The sequence below is a fragment of the Vulcanisaeta distributa JCM 11216 genome, from assembly GCF_001315985.1.
Taxonomy (GTDB): Archaea; Thermoproteota; Thermoprotei; order Thermoproteales; family Thermocladiaceae; genus Vulcanisaeta; species Vulcanisaeta distributa_E.
This window is the reverse complement of sequence record NZ_BBBI01000002.1, coordinates 69,868-90,031: the sequence shown is the minus strand read 5'-3', so window position 1 is coordinate 90,031 and position 20,164 is coordinate 69,868. Positions and strand designations below refer to the sequence as shown.

Below are 20,164 nucleotides of genomic sequence, written 5' to 3'. Positions count from 1 at the left end.
TGCTGTTAGGTTTATGGCATAGTTTAGTGTTAGGTGTTGTATTCCTAGGCTTGGTAGGTCGTAGGTTTGTTGGGCACTCGCCAGTATTAGCGACTCATTGCTCCTGAGTACACGTACTTAATGCCGGGTATGCTGAGTGCTCCGTAGAACCCGGTTATGGCTGTTATGTTTGTTTTTAGGTCGTTTTCTGGTACTATTAGTCCTGTTGGTGTGTATATGCTGTTTATCATTAGTTTTAGTTGTGATTCAATTACGTTAGAGAGTGAGTAGGATACTGGCATGGAGGTTAGTGCGTGTAGGTACAGGGTAATTCCCTCATTCATTAGGAATTGGCTATAGTTTATGGCGTAGCAGTAACCACGGTGTTCATTACCTGTATTAATTGTTCAACTATTACCTGAGGGTCGTACTTGAGGGCGTAGTACACGCTCCTTTGGTATATGTATGCTGGGGGTCATTGTGAATTCCCTGTAGATGAGGGCTATAACAAGTATGAGGAGGACGAGGAGTATTGCAATAATTAGTAATCCCTGACCCCCCCTATTGCCTATATTAGCCATGACCAATCACCCCCCCATTGGTCCGAAGACGTTTCCTCCGTAGTATAGGTATAGGGTTGCGTAGTAGGCTGAGTCCCCCCCAATGTAGACTAGGGATGTTGCCGTGCCGACTGGCGCGTTCTTTATTGTTTTTCCGAAGACTATGACTCTATTGCTTAGGTAAAATTGTGGTGATATTCCGTAGGGTATTACGAGGATTTGCGATTTAGGTATATTGCCTGCCTGTCCCTGGGAGTTTCTGTAGACGGTGACTATGAGGAACATCGGCGAGCTAGGCACGTTCCAATAGCATACAGAGCTCTTCTGACCACTATTTGGGTTGCTGTTGCCTTTACCTTGGTAGGTTTTCGTGCAGGGTACTGGGCGTGATTGCTGGCTATTACCGTTTGCTGGGCTTAGTGTGAAGTTGGTTTCTTGGAATACATAACCGTAGACTGACTTGTATATTGCCATTACCCTTAGTCCAAGCGATTTTTTCCCAGTGCTGTTGTAGATTATTTCTAGGCAGGTTGTGTTGAGGGCGCTTGGGTCTATGAAGAGTATTGAGTTGGTGTTTGTGCTGTTGGGTAGTATCATCACCATTAGTAGTGGTATTGTTATGTTAGTCGGCCACACTAGGTAGCCGTGGTCCCCAATCCCGCTTATGCTTGCGTATGCGTCTATGTATATGCTTGATGCGTTGCTTATGTATGGGTGGTTCACGGTTAGGTTTCCTGCCGTGTTTGTGCAGCTTAGGGTTGCCATGTTGAAGACTGCTATTCCATTATTGTTAGTGGTCTCTGGAGGTGATGTACCTGCGCATATTGCGAATTGGAATTGAGAATTACCGCCACCTGACGATGTGGCGTTGTAGTACATTATTGTGTATGTTATTTGCACGGTTGCGTTGGGTACTGGTTGTTGTGGGTTTGTGTTGAACCTGGTCACTTGCACGGTTACGGTATTCGCGGACGTGTTGTTTGTTACCGTGACGTTGAACACGGGGTATATTGTTAATTTGAAGTCGTAGTTGTTACCTAGGCCCAGCATTTCCTTTACACTTGCGTAGTTGAGGGATGCCCCCCCTGCTAGGGTTGTTGGTATTAGTATGAAGTAATCCGTTATGTATAGGCTTGTAATATTAAGTCTGTTTAAGTAGCCAAAGAAGCTCTGGCTTTTACTTACGTTTGGTACTTGGCATATTGCGGTTGTTCCTGATGGTGGTGGTAGTGGGTTTATTCCGTTTTGGTAGTCCCAGTAGGTTAGGGCTAGTACCTTGAATGGGTCTAGGCTATATGGCTGGTTTGGCTCGGCTAATCCGAAGGCGGCCAATTGGCTTGCGTTTAAGCCCCCAGTTTGTTGGGTTTCCGGGGGGGTTAGTGACTATGTATTGGAGTAGTGATTGGGCCATGGCGTTTAGTTGGAAGGTGTTTACTTCCGAGCCCGCTGAGTAGGAGTAGTTTGGTATTAGGGCTATGAATACGATTATTGCGATTATTATTGCCGGTATTATTATTGCTATTTCAATCGCGCTTGTTTGGCCCTTGGTCGTTATTTTAGAATTGATCATTATATTAATAAATTGAATGGTCTGTTTTTAAATCTAGCTGATCGTAAACTCCCAAAGTGGTTATGGGCTTTGTGGGGGGGCAAAAACGCTTTAATAGGGGGGGTTTGCGCCATGGTTTTCGCCATGGCTAGGCAGCCGTATGTGTTTGAGGAGGTGGAGGTTCCGGAGGGTGTTAAGGTTGATGTTAGTGGCAGTAAGGTCGTTGTTAAGGGGGGGCCATTGGGTACTTTGGAGAGGGACTTCGGTAATATACCCGTCATTATAAGGTCTTCTGACGGCTCCATAATCGTTGAGTCCTACTTCGCTGGTAGGAGTGAGAAGGCTGTTGTTGGTACTGTGGCTGGGCACATTAGGAACATGATCCTCGGTGTTACGAGGGGCTGGAGGTACAAGCTTAAGATCGTGTTTTCCCACTTCCCAATGAATGCCAAGGTTCAGGGTAATCAATTGGTCATTGAGAATTTCATGGGTAGGAGGTCGAAGATAATCCTCAACATACCCAAGGGCGTTAAGGTTTCCACAACTAAGGATGACATTGTCGTAGAGGGCGTTGATAAGGAGGTCGTTAGCCAGTTTGCCGCTTCCGTTGAGTTGGCAACTACTTTGAGGGGGGGTGAGGAAAGGATTAGCCCGCATGGTCGTGAGGGTGGTCCTGGCGTCCTTGACGGTATTTACGTTTATGCTGTTGAGCACATGAAGTGATTTATTCAAGGTATATGCCGGATTTCTCGAGTCTCCTCTCTATTGAGTCCTTATCATCTGCGTAGTAATTAATGGCTCTTTTCAGGTATTCCCTGTCAATGCTTACCTTACTCTCTGGATCCGCGAGTATTTCGGCAATCCTTGATAGGAATTCATCACCTTCCTCACTAGCCTCCCTGGCCTTTAGGACCAGTAGGTCCTCAAGCCTTATGCTCCTTATTTCGAGTCCGTTGACCTTCACCTTAACTGCATTTCTTATCATTTCCTCGGGTATGTAAATGTCGAGGATGTTCTCCATGAGGTCAACCCTAATTATTTGGGCGTTAACGAGTATTTCGTAGTACATCATGCCGTTCATGTCCATGCCCACGTCCCAATCATTCTCCCTGGCAATTTCCTCAAATATTTCGGGCTCTGTTATTGTTGATTTGTTCGTGATGAATACGTCTATGTCGTGTACGTTCCAGTCAATTCCATAAAGCAGGGGTAGCACCGCACTGCCAATTAGGACAAAGTCAACACCCCTCCTGCCCAATTCGGAACCGACCTTTACCAATGCCTTCCTTATTAGATCCACTGTTTCCTTTGATTGATTACTACCCATGCGTAGGCTTTAAAATACCATTTGAATTTAAGTGTTTTGCCAAGTATGTCTGGGATATCGTTTAGGGCAGTGGGTATAAGGTTTGATTACCTACATGCGGAACGCCTACAATTAATACCACCGCAGACTCAGGTTGCGTTTAATGTGAACCTGGTCATTGGGCCGAATGCCGTGGTTAGGGGGGGCGACATTGTAGAGATACCCTTCTCGCTGGCGGCTAGTTCAAGCCCGTCAATTGTTAGTATATCGATTAGAGGCGCGTTGATTCTTCAAGGCGACCCAAGGCAGCTCGAGGACATTGCGAAATCGGTGAATTCCGGCAAGTCACCGCAGATTATTCAGATGATGATTGGCCAGTACGTATTCTTTGAAGTAAACCTACTACTTAAGGAATTGGGTATCCCACCTGCAATGCCTATTGTGCCTCCGCCACAACAGCAGAGGCAGGGTGAGGGGACAACAATGTACGCCTAACCCTGCGCTTGTTTCATTGATTGAAATTTCTTAATTGCCTTAACTGTGTACTGAAGTGGATTCTTAACGCCGCAGCCCAGGTTTGTTGGGCATAGGCCAAGGCTATTCATTTCCTGGCAGGACGGCGGCATGTAGAACTTATGCCCACCCCCCCTAAGGCCGGCTATGTGCTCCACCTGGTACCTAGTCTTCTTCTCGTCAAAGTCGGCCACCGTCTTAAATAAATTAATAATCTCTTCGACGCAGTCTCCATGGGCTTCCCCCCCTCGAGGTCATGGCACCTCCTGAGCATGTAGGCGGCCACGGCAAACCTTGCTTGGTGACTTGGGTTGCCTCCGGACTTAATCTCATTAATTATTGTCTCCATGCATGGCGGTGTTAACCCGGTTATTTGAACCCTGACCCTGTTCGTAAACCCTGACCTATATTCCATGAGTTCCTTCATACCACCGAGCGCATCGATCAATGGCCTCGTCTCATCTAAATTCTCGTGCGCCTTACTTATTAGCTCAAGGACTCTTTTCTCAACAGCCTCCTCCACCAGCCTAACAAGGTCCTTATACGTCATTAATACCCAACCCTTAAGCAGGTACCTATTGACTAGCTTCCAGTAGGGGGGGTCGTTCTTAGGCATGAACCTCAGGTAATCCCAAACCCTAACACCAACATCAAACGCCAGCGCCAGGCCTTCGTCATAAATATCGAGGTCTCTAAGTCTCACGGCATTAATACCGAATTCCCTGGCAATGTATATCACGCAGTCAGGGTCCTCAAGCGCCAACTTACCCGAGAACCTCTTGCTCTCAACATCCGCAAACCTCCTCCAAAGCGATTTATCTAGGTGCGCCGCAAGGACTATGGCTATGTAATGAGCCAGTAATTCATCCTCACCGAGGTCGGGGGGTCATCGGTTATTGAGTTTTTCAGGACAGCCTCACTGAGTATTTCGTAGGCCCGCTGAAGCAGTTGCCTACCTACTACCGAATTCGCAAGGTCATTAATGTAAATCCCCCTCTCACTCGTTATTTCCCTGAACCTTGTGAGCCCCCCCTCCTTACTGAATGGGTACTTCACTATGAAGCTCACAAAATCGCTGAAGCACCTAAGCATTGAAGTCACCGAATTAATAATCACATGTAGGTATATAAAGAAAACAAGTTTATACCCAATGTATTATGGGAGGCCAAATCACATGCTATGCAGCTTATCCATTATCAATGCCTTACCCAGGTCATGAATGCTGCTTATCTTTATGAATAGGCCACCGCCAATCTTCGAAAGCCTCATTAACAATTCATCATCGCTATTCTCGCCAATGGCTATGGTGGATATTGTAGCGCCACCCCCCCTCCTAAGCCTAACCGCCTCCTTAATGCACATACTCGAATTAACAGTCCTACCATCGGTCACACAGATAACATGCTTAGAGTTGCTCCTGGACCTGGTCAATACCTCCCTGGACCTCTCAAGGGCGTTTGCCAGGTTTGTACCGCCGCCGGCGTACACGTACTTAAGCATGTAATTCATTTGCTGCCAATACCTCCTAACCTGGTGCAATCCCCCCCAGAGTACGTCGGCCCTGAAGTTGAATAGTACCATGGCAAGCCTATCGTTGGTTTTCGATAGGAATTGTATGTACTGGCCCACCGCATCCTTGGCGATCTCTATCTTAGGCATCCCATTACTGAGCTCCCTCATGCTCCCCCCCGATACGTCTAAACAAAGCACGATGTCTATGGTCTTAACATTCGCGTACTCCTTAACCACGATGTCCTTGTTAGTGAATAGTTTATGCATCATGGACTTCCTGCTCAGGTTCATAGCCGTCTTCTGCAGGTCAACGTCGAAGTAATTATCGCCAATTTTGTACTCCCTAACGCTGACTACGTATGTTGGGTACTTATCTATGTCCGTGAACCTAACAACCTTAACCTGCCCCATACCACTCATTGCATTCCTAACCACATTCCTCAAAGCCTCAAACACCCTCTCCCCCCCATCCCTATTCCTCCTGAAGTCAGTAGGCAATAGGCCGTAGTTCCTGAGGTATGGCTCCATCTTCCTGAGCACCTTAGTCTTCTCCACAATATTTGCATATGGGTCAATGAACATGTTTATTAATTGGGCAAGGTTTAGGAAATTGACTGTACCGACACCGCCATATAGTATTTCATATATTGTTGATATTATTGAGTCGAGCTTTGCGTCCTTGCCATGATCATCAACATTGGCAACCAATGACCTACCCATCTGTAACTCCTGACCCTCCTCGCACTATACTCAGCGCCAAACCCACCACTAATACTGCCCGTACTACTCTCATAATCGCTTCTCTCCACATTCTCATTAATTTCACCACCATTGCTAACATTAAATCCAGCAACCTGCTGTGTTGGAGCCTCCTCGGTCGTCTCCTGCATTTTCTCGGCATCCTCAAATGCCCTTTCAAAGGCCTCCTCAAGGACCTTCCTTTTATCATCTGGATTTGACGTCTCTACAGATAGGTACAGATTCTCAATGCCTACTCGGATCACCGTCTCCTTAAACTTATCATAATCAAAGCCACCCTCAATCAATATTCTCATCATTATGTCGCTAGCCGCAGCCTCGAAGCTCCTCACCGAGCCAGGCCTAATAACTCTAAAATCTTCCCGTAAATACTCATAAACCTTGCTAAGTACCCTCGTGATTATTTGTGCTGGGTCAATATTCGTGCTCAAGTCTTAACCCCCCCACTATAGATGGTGTGCGCCGTATTAAATAACTTACCCATTTAATTACTTATGCCTGTTCATACTAATGGCTATCTCCTTGAATATCTCCTATACATCATCACTGCCTCATCAAACTTACGGGAAAGATAATCCCTCTTCTCGGTTTCATTGGCGAAGTTTCCGCGAACGACATTAACCATATTACTAATGATTTCCCTCTTCAAGTCATTTAACGAAACTTCCCTACCTCAAGCCATGCCTTTGACATTGCCGTGGTTATTGCATAGATCGCCGACCTAATGCTCGGGCCAACCTCAATATTGCTGTCCTGGGAGACCAAGGTCATGAATGTCGCAGTGACCTCCGTTAATGCGTCTGGGGCCTTAAGACCAAGGTGCTCCATGTACAGGCTGCTCTTCCAGGATAGTATCGACTTGAGGAGGTCCTTGTCTGGGTATGGTATCTCCACGACCTTCATCCTATCCGCCAAAGCCTCACTGAGTTCATAAACACCCGAGTACTCGGATGGGTTTGATGTGGCAATTACTAGGAAGTCACTCCTTATCTTGAAGCCCCCCCTAATGAACACGTAGTGCTCCTGTAACACCTGAAGCAGCGCTGCCTGGCTGTAGGGGGGGTTTAACCTATTTATCTCATCAAGTATTAGTATGCCGCCATGAGCCATCACAAGAGGACCGGGTATGTAGGCCAGTGGGTGATCGAGCCCTGCCTGTAGGGCTACGGCAATATCAATATCGCCGGTCAATTCCGTGGCCGTCATGTGGCTGTGGCATGCGACCTCGATATATGGGGGGGTTCTGATACGTGTAGTATTTCTGCTAAACTCTCGGCCAATGTGGTTTTTCCTACGCCCACAGGCCCCATTATCAGCACGTGCCTACCAACGGCAAGGCTACTTAATACGTCCATCGCTATGTCATCCAGGCCCTTAAGCTCCCTCTCCAACTCCGTAAGTATTTTCTTAACGCCCTTGGTCCTTATCGCATCTGTGACTAATTTATTAACCTGTATCTCCTCCCTCTTAACCAGGTCTGATAGCCTTGGTAGTAATGCCATCAATTCCTTGCCTGATGCCATTCAGTACAAACGCAGTTCTTGAGCTTTAAATTTTTAGTGCTACATCGTTTTAACTAATTTGCCTATGCATGAGGAGAAAGGTATTAATATCCTTAATCAATAACGCCTTAGTCGTTTCGAAAAGGTGGTTTTAGTGAGGTATGGTTACTCGGACGAGGAGGATTTAAATGAATATGAACTAAAGCGAGAGATAAGGGATCCAAAGCAGAGGTGGATCGTTAGGATAGTTAGGTCAATGAAGGACTACTACAAGAAGTGCCCATACTATGACACGAGGTCCGGCGACTGCTTCATACTATTTAATACCGAAGACCATAAATGCCCTAGAGACGGCAAGTACGAGGGATGCCCAATACTTGAGGCCTTCCTGGCCAGTAGGTATGACGAACTTAAGAAAAAGGGCAAGCCAATACCATACGACTTCAGGGACTTGGCATTATACTGAGCTGATTTACCCATCATCCTATTGAGTAATCAAGCTTAAATAATTACGTTTAGTAATTCCATCGTGGAAATCCAATCCATAGGCCCCCCCAATGAGTTCCTAAGCATTGATGGCCCAGCCAGTGTTAGGGTAATTGATGGCAGGCTCTACGTATTGGGTGCTGAGTATGGGCCAGGGAGTTCCTTTACTGTTATGAGAGGTAGAAGAATAATAGCGAAGTCACTCAGTGAATGTAAGATAGAGGCTGTACTTGGTCCCGAGGGAAAGATCGAAACAGTAAATGGAGCTAACGAGGTAATTGACATTTGGGATAAGGCATTATCTACAATAAGGCTGAGAAACTCCACAGTCGTGGTAATGGGCGCCATGGATGTTGGTAAGACCACGGTGACCACAATACTCGTTAATAAGGGCGTGAAGGAAGGACTTAAGGTTGGGGGGGTCATTGATGGTGACCCGGGGGGGCAAAACGATATTGGCCCGCCAACTACTATATCAGCCTCGATAGCCACCGGCTTCATAACACACCTAACCCAACTAAGGAATTTGAGGTCAATATTCGTGAAAACAACGAGCATAGAACACGTTTGGGATTACGTATTAAACTCCATGACAAAGATGGTTAATGAGCTTTGGCGTAATTACAATGTTGATGCGGTAGTAATTAATACCGATGGATGGATCTCGGAGGAAAATGCCATAAAGTTTAAGCTTGAACTGGCGAGGCGCACCGGTGCTAACCATGCAGTGGTGATTAAACGTGGCGATGAATCAACCGATTTGATCAAAGAGTTAATGAAGATTGCTGTTAATGTCATCACAATACCATCCCCCCCACCCAACGCCAGGGTTAGGGATAGGGATGATAGGAAGATACGTAGGGAAATGGGTTATAGCAAGTACCTTATGCCATCTAGGGAATTGAATGTGAACCTCAGGGAGAAGCCCATCGTGAACCTACCACTATTTAATGGACTAAGGTATGACAACTACATTACGAGACTAATACGAAGGAGCCTCAACATGGCAATACATTATATTGAGCAATGGAGGGGGGGCGCGGCTGTGGCCATAGGCAATGTTAAGGAGTTTCAGATTAGGAACATCGGTGGTGTGAACATAGCCATATTACCCATGAATTGGGAGAGGGGGGGGTTACTTGTGGCACTTGAGGATAGGGATAATTACCTACTATCGCTTGGTGTACTACGAAAGATATACTATAATACGGGTAAGGCCGTGATATCCGTGCCCAAGACCTTCATTAATGAGGGCTTAGTCGACCACATAAGGCTTGGCATGATCAGGGTCAATGATAATTATGAGGAGGTTGAGAAGGTACTCTATATTAACAGAATTGAATCATTACTATCTTCACAAAACATACTTGAAAGTAGCAATTAAGTCAAATACGGATTAATTAATTAGAGAAAGATATTTTAGGTAGTGACTTATTTAGTAATTACTTATGGTAAATAAGGTAATTAAGAGGGATGGTTCTGAGGAGGACTTCGTGATTGAGAAGATCGTGGTCAGCATACTCAAGACGGGCGCGCCAATTGACGTAGCAAGGAGGATTGCCAGGAAGATCGAGTGCCAGTTCATGGATGTTGATAGGGTAACCGCCAAGGACCTAACCAAGGCAATACTCACAGAGCTTAAGAAGACCAATGAGGAGTGGTATAGGAATTGGGTGGTTTTTGACAGGGCTGTAAAACGTAGATTAACTGAGAAGGAACTAGAGTAAATGTTGCCTTATTGAATTTAAATTACTTCCTGCCCCCCCTCTCTTTCTTCTTCCTCTCCTCTTCCCTTCTTTTCATAATCCTCTTCTCCTTACCCACAGGCTTTAGACTATTTTCATAAACCATGTTAACTAAAACAATGAACAATGTTGAAATGATCATAACCATGATGATCCATGGAACGATACCAAGCAATAATGGTCCTCCCAACGCCCCCCGACTCAAATATCTGGTAAATACTTATTGAACTTGAGCTTGATGGCACAAACGTGTAGCCATGCTTAATTAATACTACGAAGTAGGCGGCTAGCCCTATCATTAAGCCGGCATAGGCCGCGTTTGCGTACTTAACAATACTCCTAAGGTCCATACACATATACCGCGAATAAACGCTTTTAAAAGTGCTCTCTCCCTCATTAACCGTAAGGATGCGTAGGGTCGTTTACCTGGGTAGACATTTAATGCTTAAGTCGAAGTACCTGGACAAGCTGGGTAATGGTAGGTTCACAACGATTAGGCTTGGTATAATTAGGCCGAAGTACAGGGAGGTCTTTATTCATAGTGGCGGTATGGTCGTTGCCAAGGCGCGCATAGTGAATGTGCTTTACAAGAGGGTTTCTGAGTTGACGGATGAGGATGCCGTCGCCGATGGCTTCACAAGCCGTGAGGCGTTAATTGATGAGTTAAGGGGGGGCATCTATGGTAACATCACCAATAATGACTGGGTCACAATACTCACGCTGGAGGTTACTAAGGCAATTGGGCGTAGGGATGATGGTTCCATCGGGCTTAGCCCCGTCGATATTGCCAGGCTGGCGCTTAGGTATAATGTACCATTGAGTGAGGAGGAGAGGAGGGTATTGCAGGAGTTGGTTAATGAGGGGAGTGTTCGTAAGGCGGCGGTTAAGTTATTCAATTCCCTCAGGGGGGGTAGGGTCGTGATTAGGAGGATTATTAGGAAGTCGCTTAAGCACCTTATTCGCATGGGCGTTATAACGGATTATTGAGTAATGCGTTCTATCCCTATCCTAACCCTCATGTCCTCAATGTCCCAATCCATGGCGAAGGCGTTTGCCGGCACGTTACCAACAATGACATCCGTTGCCCTGACCTCATTCGTTATGTAACCCATAAACTCCTTAATGGCTGATAATAAGTCATCACTTCCCGTACTCACGTATACCCTAATCCTCTCATCAACCTTAAGGTTGGCCTTAGCCCTCATGGTCTGTATGCGCCTCACGACCTCCCTGGCCAATGCCTCATAGTACAATTTCTTATCCATGACCTTGCTGAGGCATATCTCGTAACCCCTTCCCTGAGCCCTGACATACTCCTCCTCACTGCATTGGCCAATTTCGTTAACGAACTCCACCTCCTTAATATTGGCTAAGTATTCAAGCAAGTGCTTCACTCGTCCCAGCATTTCTAGGTTGTTGGCGTTTTCAACCCTAATTACGGCCTTAGCTAACGGCACCTAAGCTTAACCTTTATCCTATTCCTCATCTCCGCAATGTCTGAGAACATGGCAAATAGCAAATCAAAGGCTTTCTCCAATTTTTCATCCACATGCTTTTCATTCACCTGAGGTAGCAATGTTAAGTGCACACTCTCCGCTTCATTTTTCTCAAGCCTTCTAACAAATGCGTTCCAAAGATACTCGGTTATATGCGGCACTAGGGCTGAACCCATTATCAATGCCCCCCCCTTAATCACGTGGTAAAGCACCGCATACGCTGCGTACTTATCCTCCCTACTCTCCTCAGTCCAGACCCTGCGCCTAATCAGCCTAATATAGCCATGGCTCAGGTCATCAACGACGAGACTAACCCACTCCCTGGCGGCCATGTGAAGCTCCATGTTGTTCATATAATCAATGAACCTACGCAACCTACTATTGAACCTACTGAGTAGCCACCTATCCTCAATCAACCCCTTATCAATTAATCCCTCAAGCCTATGCACCGCTGGGTCAAACCTGTCAAGGGTCATGTACGTGTCCGCGAACTTAATCACATTCCAAAGTATTGAAAGTACACTCCTGGCCTCAGCAATCTCGTCGGGATCAACGGACATGGTATCCCAGGGAGCGGACTTAGTAAGTAGGTAGAGCCTCGTTGGGTCAGCACCCCCCCACTTATTGAATAGGTCCTCAGCCCAAACCACGTTGCCCTTGGACTTACTCATCTTCTGCCCGTACTTATCAACAACATGACCACTAATCAGTATGGACTTATAGGGCGCCCTACCCATCCATAGGACAGAGGTAACGAGTAATGAGTAGAACCAACCCCCCCTCGTCTGATCTATCGCCTCCGTAACCCAGTCATACGGATATAACCTATCAAACAACTCCTTATTCCTAAGACCATCAACACTGGCTATCCAGCAACGCCGCTATCCATCCAAACATCCACAACGAATGGCTCCCTAACCCACTCCCTACAGTCCTCAGTCTCTATTTTCACCATGTCAATCCAAGGCCTATGAACAAGCATCTCACTCGGTACATTAGGTATGAACTTGGCGTACTTCCTCAACTCATCCAGGGAACCTATTACTAGAATCTTGCTTGGGTCATCCTTACAACGCCAGACAGGCAGTGGCGTACCCCCCCAGACCCTACTCCTCGATATCGTCCAATCCCTGGCATTCGCAACCCAATTATCAAACTATCCCTAAGGAAGTCCGGGTATATCTTCACCTTCCTAAGCTCCTCAACCAGCTTATCCCTATATGCGGACACCCTAATGAACCACTGCCTATCAGACCTATAAATCAACGGTGTACCGCACCTCCAACAGTGTGGGTATGCATGTACTATTGTCTCGTAACGAAGTAATAAGCCCCTCTCCTTCAGGTCTTTAATTACTTCCTGGGAAACATCAAGCCAGTACTTGCCCCCTAAACTCACCACCGTTCTCATTAAATATGCCGTTAATTTCCACGGAATTAGTAATAGGCAAACCATACTTCTTAGCAACCTCAAAGTCCTCAGGGCCGTGGGCAGGGGCTATGTGAACAAGCCCAGTACCCTCCTCAAGCGTTACGAAGTCCGCAAGAACCACGTAATGAGCCCTATCAATGTGGCTAGCATGTATTGGCACCTTCCCCCCCATGTAAATGTGCCCATACCTGGTCCCAGCCAATTCCGAACCCTTAACAACCCTAACAATTTCATAATCCTTAACTCCAAATTTCTCCATCAACTTGGGTACAAGGGGCTCGGCGAGCCATAGGTACTCCGTAGCGTTATTAATATTGGCCTTAACCAATGCGTAGTTAAAGTTGGGATTAACGGCCACAGCCTCATTATCAATTAGCGTCCAGGGAGTTGTGGTCCAAATAACTAAGTAAGTATTACTTGAACCCTCAACGGGGAATTTAACGTATATTGACGGATCCTCCCTATCCTCATAGCCCTGGTCAACCTCAGCATCACTGAGAGCCGTCTCACACCTTGGACAGAATGGTAACACTCTATAGTCCTCGAATAGCAATCCCTTCTCCCAGGCATTCTTTAGGAAGGACCAGACGTGCTCTATGTAGTATGGCTTCCTAGTCTCATAGGCCTTATCAAGGTCTAACCATAGACCAAGCCTCCTCGTACCAACCTCCCTCCACCTCTCAAGGTAGTAATCAACAAGCGAATTACACTCAAGACTGAACTTCTCATAACCAACCTTCTCAATATCCTTCTTAGTCCTGAGCCCAAGCTTCTTCTCGACCTCGATCTCCACAGGCAAGCCCTGCTCATCCCAACCACCCTGAGCCCAAACCCTATAACCAAGCAGCCTATGGTACCTAAGGACAACGTCCTTATACGTCCTACCCCCCCTAATATGACCAACATGCGGGAAGCCGTTAGTCGTTGGTGGCCCCCCCTCGAGGAATGTATACCACTTATTGGCGTTTTCAGGGCCTTCATGCCACTTACCCTCAATGTTCGCCTCACGCCAATACTGCCTAACAACCTCCTCAATCCTTTTCACATCGAACTGAATCTCCAGTGTGAATCGTGAATCAATAACGGACACCCACCATAGACTATATTGAGTATTTAAAAATTTCACGCAATGGCATTGCCATAGACCCTCAGTAATTCACTTACGAGCCCTCCAGCAAGCATCATATAGGCACTTAGCGGCACACCAACATTCTCCGTCAGTAAGTGAACCAGCGCCTCCGCGTAGAAGGCTGTCGTCAATGCCGAGAGCTTTCCAAGGGAATTCACCAACTGAGTCACCGGCTTATTCTCACCGCTAATTATTGATACAGCCAATGAACTCAATTGTATTGGTAAGGTTACCAGCGCGGTTACACCCACATTAGCACTAAACAGCTTGAGCATGTACATAATCATATTAACCCAATGCTCATTCCTATCAATGCCAATGATGAAATCACGCCAATACTGCTTAATAAACCCTATGCAATCACTTCCCTTAAAGAAGTCTGTATTAGTTGTTGACATAGCCGTACAGTAAGCCTCACTCAACTCATCAGTAATACCAAGCAGCTCATCCCTATACTTATTGATCACCTCTACGTCGACTGCACCCACCCTATAGGCAACCGGTACTTGCTCAAGTACGTGATTCACAAACGCCATGTAATTACCCCTCTTTACCTCATCGAAATATAGTATTTGATGACCGTTCATACCATACTAACGGACATGATTGACCTTATAAGTTCTATTTCTCTTAACCTCGGAAACGAATCAATGCCGTGTTTAATACGTCAACAAGCCTATTAAGGCTGTCCATATCGACCTCTTGCCGCGGACCCATGGCATTCATGTCCAAGGTCAACGGCGTAAGCGCAATGTTACCCTCCTTATGAACCACGTAGGTGTCCGTATTCTCCTCAGGCTCAAGCAACGAACCAAACAACCAGTAGTACTTACCTCCACGCGGGTCAACCCTAACATCAATCTTCTCGGAGAACTTAAGCTTCGAAGCCCTAACAAGCTTAACCCTAATATCCCTACTAACGGTCCTCGGGAAGTTTATACTAATCACATCAACACCCCCTAGGCATGCCATGCCTAAGCACGAACAATGCCGACTCCCTAATTATAGCCCTAAGCACGGCTCAAGCTCCTCATTACCCTCAAGCTCATCACCGCTCTCAACATCAACAGAATACGCAATAGCCGGAATACCAAGCAGCGCCGCTTGAAAGGCGGCACCGAGAGTACCCGACGATAGTATTACCTGCATTGAGGTGTTGTCACCAATGTTTATGCCGGAGAGGACAAGGTCCACATTACCCGTTATCTCCAGGGCCGCCAAGTATATCGTGTCAGACGGAGTACCCGAAGTCGCATACACCTTAAAGCCGCAAAGGTCCATTACCGAGACCCTAAGCGGCTTATGAAGGGTTATGCCAAGACCAGAGGCCGACTTTCAGCAAGGTAAGGCGTAACTGGATTTACCTGCCCGACCCCCCTCTGTGGGTGTCTGGGCGAGTTTTTGAAGGAGGTTTGTCATTTTTACACGCATATCTTCGTTCTTTACCTCACCTAGTGCTAGTACCTCACAAAGCTTCATCTTTATTACTTTCTTAATATCATCGCGCCTCTTAATTTCGTTCCAGGGTATTTTAATTTCTATGCATCCTTTATTGTTCCTTCTAGTCTTGATTTCGAAGTCTTCACCGTAAATCATCCTTATACGGTCTATGATCCTTTGAGCCTCAATAGGATCACACCTCTTAACCCTTAATACAAGGGCATAAGAATGTGGGATACTTATGCTAAACTTCACACCACCTATTTCGACCTGCCAAACACCGGTTTTAAAGCGCAGCTCCGTATTAGCAACCTCCTTAATCTTACTCCACTTCTCGAAACCTAAAGCTTCTAAAACGTCAAATAAAGCATTAATCACAGGTGGCAAAGCTTCAATTATTTTCCTAACTAAATTAATGGCATAACTACTTCTTATTACAATGACGACCCTATCCCGTCTAGTATCATCCTTACTCCACATAATGCCAAGTAGCTCAAGCCTATTAAGGATTTGTTTCCATTCCTCACTCTTTTCAAACTCCTCGGCATTTATTGTAAATTTAACTATAGGTTCAACGGAATTGCTACGCCATGAAAGCGTGACATCGCCATCACCTAGTATAATAGCTAAAATAAAGGTTAGGAATGCTCCATCATCATATTTTAACGCGTCACTTAACGCACACCGCTTTATTGAATAACAGCACCTAGCCCTTAATTTCCACTTAATCGCGACATCGCTCTTATTTACGTTAACGGCATTAATATAGGCATGAGACTCGCTGGATATAATAACAACCATAAAATCACTTGCCATAGCTGCGTGGTACTCATCACCGGTCTATTGCCATGCCTATCCCTACCCTCATCTGTAACAGCAAACCCACCCCCCCCTCATTGATTTAACAACATTCTCAATCAACTTCACGTACTCCTCATTACTCATTAAGTCATTAAGCACATCAGGTACGTTAATGTGAAAACCACCTAAGTCTCTAAGTATTAATTGAACAATCACGCTATTGCTCCTAAAAATACTATTAACATTTAGCTCAACATGATTCCCGTATACATGCACAGTCAACGACTTATCGGTCTTGTTTATTATGACTTTAGCACCTCCGTTCGTTATTTTCCTGATCAGCCTCTTGACATCCTCGCTAACGTTGTTTATCCAGTACTTCTTTAGTCTGTTTTTCACGTGGTTTAGTAATGCGTCGATTATTCCCTCGATGACCTCAATTACTTCCCTTGGGTACTTGCCCTCTAACTGCCTTAGTGCTTCCTTGGCCCTCTCCATATTCTTCACATGCATTTCATCTATCCATTGCGCATCCCAAACTCTCCACCTGATTAGTCGTTTCATGGCCTCGTTTAGTAAGTCAATTACCTCAGCCCTCACCACCGGATCCGTGACAGGCCCTCCACACACCAGGCGCCTACCCCCCCTCCTAACACCACTGCAAATATCCATCGCCTCCGGCACCCTTACCTCCTCACCCACAGCCCTCCCTGCCTCTTTTTGTTTTTGATCCCTGCCCTCCCTGGGCAGGGTCTTTTTTGGCTTGTCTTTCCTCGTCATTTTGATTCACCCCCCCACTTAACCCCCCCACGGGGGCGGGTCCCCCCCGTGGGGGCCGTACCACCCTCCCGGTAATGGTTGGCGCCCCCCCACGGAAGACCCACCCCATGGGCTAGGCAAAACCTACCCAACAAAGCCCTAGAGTCTGCTCACTAATTTCCTACGTTCCTCATTTTTCCCATTGATCGCTTGTTTCAGCAATTGCTTGAACAACATTCTTTATTTTCCCGTGATTCATAGGATTTTGGTTGTTTTTGCCTAGGGACTGCTGGATGTCTTGCTAGCTTATTGTTTTTGTTGCTCGGGCAATGCCCTCCCTACCCCCCCTCTTCACCTGCCCTCCCGTCGTTTCCTCGGTTGGTTCTTTGGATCCCAAGCCCCCCCATCACCAGCCGAGGAACGACACCCCCCCCGACACCATCGGAATCCCGGTGCTCGTGGATCCCAAGCCCCCCACAGCACCCCCTCATGAGCCGGGAGCCCCCCTCACGAGGAGGGCCCACGGCTCCTTGCTCACAAAGGAGAGGGGGGGGAGGAGGAGGATGAAGAGAGGCAGGGAGGGCGGTGAGCGTTTAGGCGATTGATTGGCTAAGTTATTTAATTGTTATTGCTTCCATTAGCACCAGTGCCGGTGCTACCGCTATTATTGCCATCACCCTTTAGGTAATTACCGCATACGCATTTTACAAAGTCAATACTCTCGCCTAGGCACTACCCACGGGGGGGCCGGGCAGGTTGGATCACCCACCGAGCATCCGCCCCCCCGGCTACACCGGGTGGTTTGCTCAGGGGGGGCTCATCACCTTCTAACTAACTAATTATTTTAACTGCTGAGTATTTAAGGGTAGTCTTGGGCAATCTTTAATTAATAGTCGAATGATTGAGGAAAGTTGTTTGGTAAGGCTGGTAGGTGAATAAACGCAATTCTGAATTAAGAATAATTGATTGGCAATGCACGTCCATGCCGATTAATGATTAGTTTCGTCCATTAATCATTGCCAAATGCTCAGTCTAACCCATAGGTACTAACTCAGCCAAAAACAACGTTCAAGCAGAAACCCTCAACCATAAAGCCCATCTAAACCCACTCGACTCACTTTCTCTGAACACCCGAAGTAAAAAAAAAGTCCCATAAAATGAGAAGAATTGATTATTATGGGTTTGAGGGTGGGGTGGTTAGTGGCTGTGTTGGTTATGGTGGCTGTGGTTGTATCCTTGCTTGTCGTGCGTAGTACTTGGCATATCGGTGGTTCCGGCTCCGTGAGTCCCTCTCACGTGGGTCAATCAATTGAGCATCCGCCAACCATAATGCCAATCATAATCCAATACGGTGCTATCTGGTGTAATTCTTCTTATGACCTCATCATGCCCGGTGGCTCGGCAATAGCCCTTGTATACCATGTTCATGGGGATATGAAGATTAATGGTTATGAATTATACATTGACTTCCCAACCGCCATAATAAATGAGACGCTGTCATCATGGGCCAGCATGTCATATTCAGGCAATGCCATGTGGCTTGGCATATACCTGAACGGCAGGTTAATAGCCTCAAATAATCAATCACAGCCACTGCAGGCATTGGCCATAACGGTCAATCATCCATACGTTTACGGTAATAAAACCATGAACTTCTGGCAAATCGCTAATACGGAGAATTGGTACGTGGTACACACGGGAATAGGCGTTGGGTTCCCCGCAATCAACGTCACTCCAGGTGACACCATAGTGGTGATCCTATACTCCGCAGTCCCCTACGCACTACCGGTCTGCAACATCACGAGCGAGGCCGAGGAGGTCCAGTTAATGGTTAAGTATGGTTTGATCGGCACCTTTGGAAGCACGAGTAAGTCCTTACCAACGGCCAAGCAATTATTTGAAAACGGCCAATACATCATTGAGGAGCCCACGATATACGTGATCACAAAGTCAATCACAAACCTGCAATCAATAAGCATGGACGACATAACGCCGGGGGGGATAAGCAACATAGCACCAAAGTACATAATAGGGTATATCTGGTACCCATTACCTACGAATTACGCAGTCATTTACTCAAATAAAAATGAGATAAACACCAACGGGTGATTAGCATGGTGATGAAGAACCTGAATGTGACAATTATTGCTTTATTAACGCTCTTAATAATGTTAACGGTAGTGTTGGTATTCTCAGGACGCGTGGTTGCGCAAAACACATGCTCACAACCTATCGGTGGGTGTAATTATGAGGTTGATACCACAGGTACGCCGAGCTTTGTAAGTGTTCACGCGGTTATCGTCAATACTATGACTGTGCAGTATTACGGACCAAATGATGATGGCTGGATTTCGTTGCAGTTCAACCCAGATCAGTATCTCGTATGTACTCAAGGCAATGGATACTGGGTCCAGGGAATTATTGCATACAATGCGTATTCTAATGAGTTACTATTCACTGTACAGATATGGGTCCCACCCCCCCCATGTGTGATTTATCCTGCCCTCATTTGGCAACCACAAATTCCTGGAGAGGTATCAAATGTACCGTGGGCTCTCGTCTCTGGCGCTGTTTGGTATATCCTGTATGGTATGAATAGTAATGGCATGATTTCGTATGTGTATGAGCAGGTGTCAGTACCTAATACGAATGGGCCTTGGACATATGTATGGAATATACCATCTCAATACTCGGATTATTGGTTTCCATCTAATGTTGTTTGGGCCGGCGCTGACGTCTCTTATGTAATTTTTAATTCCGGTGGCTCTGGCACGTTCTATTACTGCTCCGGTGTAAATCTATATCAGGGTACGCTCGCTAATAATACTGCTGAGAATTCTAATGTTCAGTATACGCAGATGTTTAACCAATACACCACATGCGACATGTATCAAGACTTCCAGACATAGTTTTTACTATTTTGGCATTTGAATATAAAAATCAGCAATGTCTTTATTTTGTTCCTTTCTCCTTACCTGTCCTCGTATGCTTTATCTATGCTGATGTATCTATTAGATTTGTTTGTTAGAGGGTTTATGTATAGATGTTGTAGATTTTAATAGGGCTTTAGTTTAAGAGTAGGGAGATTGTTTAGTTCGTGGACGCGAAGACAATAATCGAGATCTTAACAGGAAGAAAGAAACCTAGAAAGCTCACGATATAATTCGTAATTAGGGCAATTATGGAGAAGGCCCACG

Annotated in this window: 25 protein-coding genes and 3 pseudogenes; 9 read left to right on the top strand and 19 right to left on the bottom strand. The window is 46.1% G+C overall.

Annotation, left to right across the window (positions count from 1 at the left end):
* Nucleotides 1-86: 86 nt before the first annotated feature.
* The 4 genes from JCM11216_RS02340 to JCM11216_RS15390 form a co-directional block, all read right to left on the bottom strand.
* Nucleotides 87-323 carry a hypothetical protein gene (locus JCM11216_RS02340; protein ID WP_054853184.1) on the bottom strand — a complete coding sequence of 79 codons (237 nt, stop codon included), beginning with the start codon at nucleotides 321-323 and terminating at the stop codon, nucleotides 87-89.
* 63 nt (nucleotides 324-386) lie between these two features.
* Nucleotides 387-560: a hypothetical protein gene (locus JCM11216_RS15395; protein ID WP_243674898.1), complete on the bottom strand. Its 174-nt coding sequence runs from the start codon at nucleotides 558-560 to the stop codon at nucleotides 387-389.
* A 6-nt stretch (nucleotides 561-566) separates the two neighbouring features.
* Complete coding sequence (locus JCM11216_RS02335; protein ID WP_243674897.1) at nucleotides 567-1,871, bottom strand: hypothetical protein; 1,305 nt, start codon at nucleotides 1,869-1,871, stop codon at nucleotides 567-569.
* Entirely contained in the window at nucleotides 1,831-2,109 is a 279-nt protein-coding gene (locus JCM11216_RS15390) for a hypothetical protein (protein ID WP_243674896.1), read from the bottom strand. The genes JCM11216_RS02335 and JCM11216_RS15390 overlap by 41 nt, the downstream gene beginning before the upstream one ends.
* A 123-nt stretch (nucleotides 2,110-2,232) precedes the next feature.
* Here JCM11216_RS15390 and JCM11216_RS02330 point away from each other — a divergent pair, with 123 nt between their 5' ends.
* Nucleotides 2,233-2,811: a 50S ribosomal protein L6 gene (locus JCM11216_RS02330; RefSeq protein ID WP_054853280.1), complete on the top strand. Its 579-nt coding sequence runs from the start codon at nucleotides 2,233-2,235 to the stop codon at nucleotides 2,809-2,811.
* A 1-nt stretch (nucleotide 2,812) separates the two neighbouring features.
* Here JCM11216_RS02330 and JCM11216_RS02325 read toward each other — a convergent pair whose 3' ends face one another.
* Nucleotides 2,813-3,415 (bottom strand): nucleotidyltransferase, encoded by a 603-nt coding sequence (locus JCM11216_RS02325; RefSeq protein ID WP_054853183.1) that lies wholly within the window; start codon nucleotides 3,413-3,415, stop codon nucleotides 2,813-2,815.
* A gap of 45 nt (nucleotides 3,416-3,460) precedes the next feature.
* Here JCM11216_RS02325 and JCM11216_RS02320 point away from each other — a divergent pair, with 45 nt between their 5' ends.
* Nucleotides 3,461-3,889, top strand: a complete 429-nt coding sequence (locus JCM11216_RS02320; protein ID WP_054853182.1) for a hypothetical protein — start codon at nucleotides 3,461-3,463, stop codon at nucleotides 3,887-3,889.
* On the opposite strand, the pseudogene JCM11216_RS15385 reads toward JCM11216_RS02320, so the two are convergent.
* From JCM11216_RS15385 to JCM11216_RS15365, 6 genes and pseudogenes are all read right to left on the bottom strand, one after another.
* A pseudogene (locus JCM11216_RS15385) lies at nucleotides 3,886-4,523 on the bottom strand (hypothetical protein). The gene JCM11216_RS02320 and the pseudogene JCM11216_RS15385 sit on opposite strands and share 4 nt — an antisense overlap.
* 227 nt (nucleotides 4,524-4,750) lie before the next feature.
* A complete protein-coding gene (locus JCM11216_RS15380; protein WP_243674895.1) occupies nucleotides 4,751-4,999 on the bottom strand; it encodes a hypothetical protein in 249 nt (82 codons plus the stop codon).
* Between the two features lie 78 nt (nucleotides 5,000-5,077).
* On the bottom strand, nucleotides 5,078-6,139 hold the full coding sequence (locus tag JCM11216_RS02310) for a VWA domain-containing protein (protein WP_243674894.1): 1,062 nt from the start codon (nucleotides 6,137-6,139) through the stop codon (nucleotides 5,078-5,080).
* A complete protein-coding gene (locus JCM11216_RS15375) occupies nucleotides 6,076-6,609 on the bottom strand; it encodes a hypothetical protein (RefSeq protein ID WP_243674893.1) in 534 nt (177 codons plus the stop codon). Before JCM11216_RS15375 ends, JCM11216_RS02310 begins: the two co-directional genes overlap by 64 nt.
* A gap of 223 nt (nucleotides 6,610-6,832) precedes the next feature.
* Nucleotides 6,833-7,426, bottom strand: a complete 594-nt coding sequence (locus JCM11216_RS15370; protein WP_243675013.1) for a MoxR family ATPase — start codon at nucleotides 7,424-7,426, stop codon at nucleotides 6,833-6,835.
* A complete protein-coding gene (locus JCM11216_RS15365; protein WP_243674892.1) occupies nucleotides 7,381-7,701 on the bottom strand; it encodes an ATP-binding protein in 321 nt (106 codons plus the stop codon). The genes JCM11216_RS15370 and JCM11216_RS15365 overlap by 46 nt, the downstream gene beginning before the upstream one ends.
* Before the next feature lie 133 nt (nucleotides 7,702-7,834).
* On the opposite strand from JCM11216_RS15365, the gene JCM11216_RS02300 reads away from it, so the two are divergent.
* The 3 genes from JCM11216_RS02300 (at nucleotide 7,835) to JCM11216_RS02290 (ending at nucleotide 9,893) form a co-directional block, all read left to right on the top strand.
* Nucleotides 7,835-8,146, top strand: coding sequence for a hypothetical protein (locus JCM11216_RS02300; protein ID WP_054853279.1), 312 nt, complete (start codon nucleotides 7,835-7,837; stop codon nucleotides 8,144-8,146).
* A gap of 63 nt (nucleotides 8,147-8,209) precedes the next feature.
* A complete protein-coding gene (locus JCM11216_RS02295) occupies nucleotides 8,210-9,550 on the top strand; it encodes a Clp1/GlmU family protein (RefSeq protein ID WP_054853181.1) in 1,341 nt (446 codons plus the stop codon).
* A gap of 64 nt (nucleotides 9,551-9,614) precedes the next feature.
* Complete coding sequence (locus JCM11216_RS02290) at nucleotides 9,615-9,893, top strand: ATP cone domain-containing protein (RefSeq protein WP_054853180.1); 279 nt, start codon at nucleotides 9,615-9,617, stop codon at nucleotides 9,891-9,893.
* Nucleotides 9,894-10,018: 125 nt separating this feature from the next.
* Here JCM11216_RS02290 and JCM11216_RS02285 read toward each other — a convergent pair whose 3' ends face one another.
* A complete protein-coding gene (locus JCM11216_RS02285) occupies nucleotides 10,019-10,261 on the bottom strand; it encodes a hypothetical protein (protein ID WP_243674891.1) in 243 nt (80 codons plus the stop codon).
* 58 nt (nucleotides 10,262-10,319) lie between these two features.
* On the opposite strand from JCM11216_RS02285, the gene JCM11216_RS02280 reads away from it, so the two are divergent.
* A complete protein-coding gene (locus JCM11216_RS02280; RefSeq protein ID WP_054853179.1) occupies nucleotides 10,320-10,898 on the top strand; it encodes an ASCH domain-containing protein in 579 nt (192 codons plus the stop codon).
* Here JCM11216_RS02280 and JCM11216_RS15360 read toward each other — a convergent pair.
* The 7 genes and pseudogenes from JCM11216_RS15360 to JCM11216_RS02260 all read right to left on the bottom strand — a co-directional run bounded on the left by JCM11216_RS15360 (nucleotide 10,892) and on the right by JCM11216_RS02260 (nucleotide 16,988).
* Nucleotides 10,892-11,368, bottom strand: a complete 477-nt coding sequence (locus tag JCM11216_RS15360) for a DUF5915 domain-containing protein (RefSeq protein ID WP_243674890.1) — start codon at nucleotides 11,366-11,368, stop codon at nucleotides 10,892-10,894. The genes JCM11216_RS02280 and JCM11216_RS15360 overlap by 7 nt on opposite strands.
* Complete coding sequence (locus JCM11216_RS15355; protein WP_243675012.1) at nucleotides 11,359-11,760, bottom strand: class I tRNA ligase family protein; 402 nt, start codon at nucleotides 11,758-11,760, stop codon at nucleotides 11,359-11,361. The genes JCM11216_RS15360 and JCM11216_RS15355 overlap by 10 nt, the downstream gene beginning before the upstream one ends.
* Nucleotides 11,761-12,030: 270 nt before the next feature.
* Nucleotides 12,031-13,883: pseudogene (gene ileS / locus JCM11216_RS15350) on the bottom strand (isoleucine--tRNA ligase); the annotation flags it as partial.
* Nucleotides 13,884-13,960: 77 nt separating this feature from the next.
* Nucleotides 13,961-14,554 (bottom strand): hypothetical protein, encoded by a 594-nt coding sequence (locus JCM11216_RS02270; RefSeq protein WP_054853178.1) that lies wholly within the window; start codon nucleotides 14,552-14,554, stop codon nucleotides 13,961-13,963.
* Between the two features lie 43 nt (nucleotides 14,555-14,597).
* A pseudogene (locus JCM11216_RS02265) lies at nucleotides 14,598-15,302 on the bottom strand (stationary phase survival protein SurE); the annotation flags it as partial.
* Entirely contained in the window at nucleotides 15,303-16,223 is a 921-nt protein-coding gene (locus tag JCM11216_RS15345; protein ID WP_243674889.1) for a hypothetical protein, read from the bottom strand.
* A 48-nt stretch (nucleotides 16,224-16,271) separates the two neighbouring features.
* Nucleotides 16,272-16,988, bottom strand: a complete 717-nt coding sequence (locus JCM11216_RS02260; RefSeq protein WP_054853177.1) for a hypothetical protein — start codon at nucleotides 16,986-16,988, stop codon at nucleotides 16,272-16,274.
* A 365-nt stretch (nucleotides 16,989-17,353) separates the two neighbouring features.
* Here JCM11216_RS02260 and JCM11216_RS02255 point away from each other — a divergent pair, with 365 nt between their 5' ends.
* From JCM11216_RS02255 to JCM11216_RS02245, 3 genes are all read left to right on the top strand, one after another.
* Nucleotides 17,354-17,572, top strand: a complete 219-nt coding sequence (locus JCM11216_RS02255) for a hypothetical protein (RefSeq protein ID WP_243674888.1) — start codon at nucleotides 17,354-17,356, stop codon at nucleotides 17,570-17,572.
* Nucleotides 17,573-18,167: 595 nt separating this feature from the next.
* Nucleotides 18,168-19,076: a hypothetical protein gene (locus JCM11216_RS02250; RefSeq protein ID WP_243674887.1), complete on the top strand. Its 909-nt coding sequence runs from the start codon at nucleotides 18,168-18,170 to the stop codon at nucleotides 19,074-19,076.
* 71 nt (nucleotides 19,077-19,147) lie between these two features.
* Nucleotides 19,148-19,876 carry a hypothetical protein gene (locus JCM11216_RS02245; protein WP_243674886.1) on the top strand — a complete coding sequence of 243 codons (729 nt, stop codon included), beginning with the start codon at nucleotides 19,148-19,150 and terminating at the stop codon, nucleotides 19,874-19,876.
* The last annotated feature ends 288 nt before the right edge of the window (nucleotides 19,877-20,164 follow it).

Bases quoted from the DNA above. Each gene is read 5' to 3' on its own strand.
- JCM11216_RS02325 (WP_054853183.1), bottom strand. From the start codon at position 3,415: ATGGGTAGTAATCAATCAAAGGAAACAGTGGATCTAATAAGGAAGGCA.
- JCM11216_RS02310 (WP_243674894.1), bottom strand. From the start codon at position 6,139: ATGGGTAGGTCATTGGTTGCCAATGTTGATGATCATGGCAAGGACGCA.
- JCM11216_RS15355 (WP_243675012.1), bottom strand. From the start codon at position 11,760: ATGAACAACATGGAGCTTCACATGGCCGCCAGGGAGTGGGTTAGTCTC.
- JCM11216_RS15390 (WP_243674896.1), bottom strand. From the start codon at position 2,109: ATGATCAATTCTAAAATAACGACCAAGGGCCAAACAAGCGCGATTGAA.
- JCM11216_RS15395 (WP_243674898.1), bottom strand. From the start codon at position 560: ATGGCTAATATAGGCAATAGGGGGGGTCAGGGATTACTAATTATTGCA.
- JCM11216_RS02270 (WP_054853178.1), bottom strand. From the start codon at position 14,554: ATGAACGGTCATCAAATACTATATTTCGATGAGGTAAAGAGGGGTAAT.
- JCM11216_RS02330 (WP_054853280.1), top strand. From the start codon at position 2,233: ATGGCTAGGCAGCCGTATGTGTTTGAGGAGGTGGAGGTTCCGGAGGGT.
- JCM11216_RS02285 (WP_243674891.1), bottom strand. From the start codon at position 10,261: ATGGACCTTAGGAGTATTGTTAAGTACGCAAACGCGGCCTATGCCGGC.
- JCM11216_RS15380 (WP_243674895.1), bottom strand. From the start codon at position 4,999: ATGCTTAGGTGCTTCAGCGATTTTGTGAGCTTCATAGTGAAGTACCCA.
- JCM11216_RS02290 (WP_054853180.1), top strand. From the start codon at position 9,615: ATGGTAAATAAGGTAATTAAGAGGGATGGTTCTGAGGAGGACTTCGTG.
- JCM11216_RS15345 (WP_243674889.1), bottom strand. From the start codon at position 16,223: ATGGCAAGTGATTTTATGGTTGTTATTATATCCAGCGAGTCTCATGCC.
- JCM11216_RS15365 (WP_243674892.1), bottom strand. From the start codon at position 7,701: ATGGCATCAGGCAAGGAATTGATGGCATTACTACCAAGGCTATCAGAC.
- JCM11216_RS02340 (WP_054853184.1), bottom strand. From the start codon at position 323: ATGAATGAGGGAATTACCCTGTACCTACACGCACTAACCTCCATGCCA.
- JCM11216_RS02260 (WP_054853177.1), bottom strand. From the start codon at position 16,988: ATGACGAGGAAAGACAAGCCAAAAAAGACCCTGCCCAGGGAGGGCAGG.
- JCM11216_RS02320 (WP_054853182.1), top strand. From the start codon at position 3,461: ATGTCTGGGATATCGTTTAGGGCAGTGGGTATAAGGTTTGATTACCTA.
- JCM11216_RS02280 (WP_054853179.1), top strand. From the start codon at position 10,320: ATGCGTAGGGTCGTTTACCTGGGTAGACATTTAATGCTTAAGTCGAAG.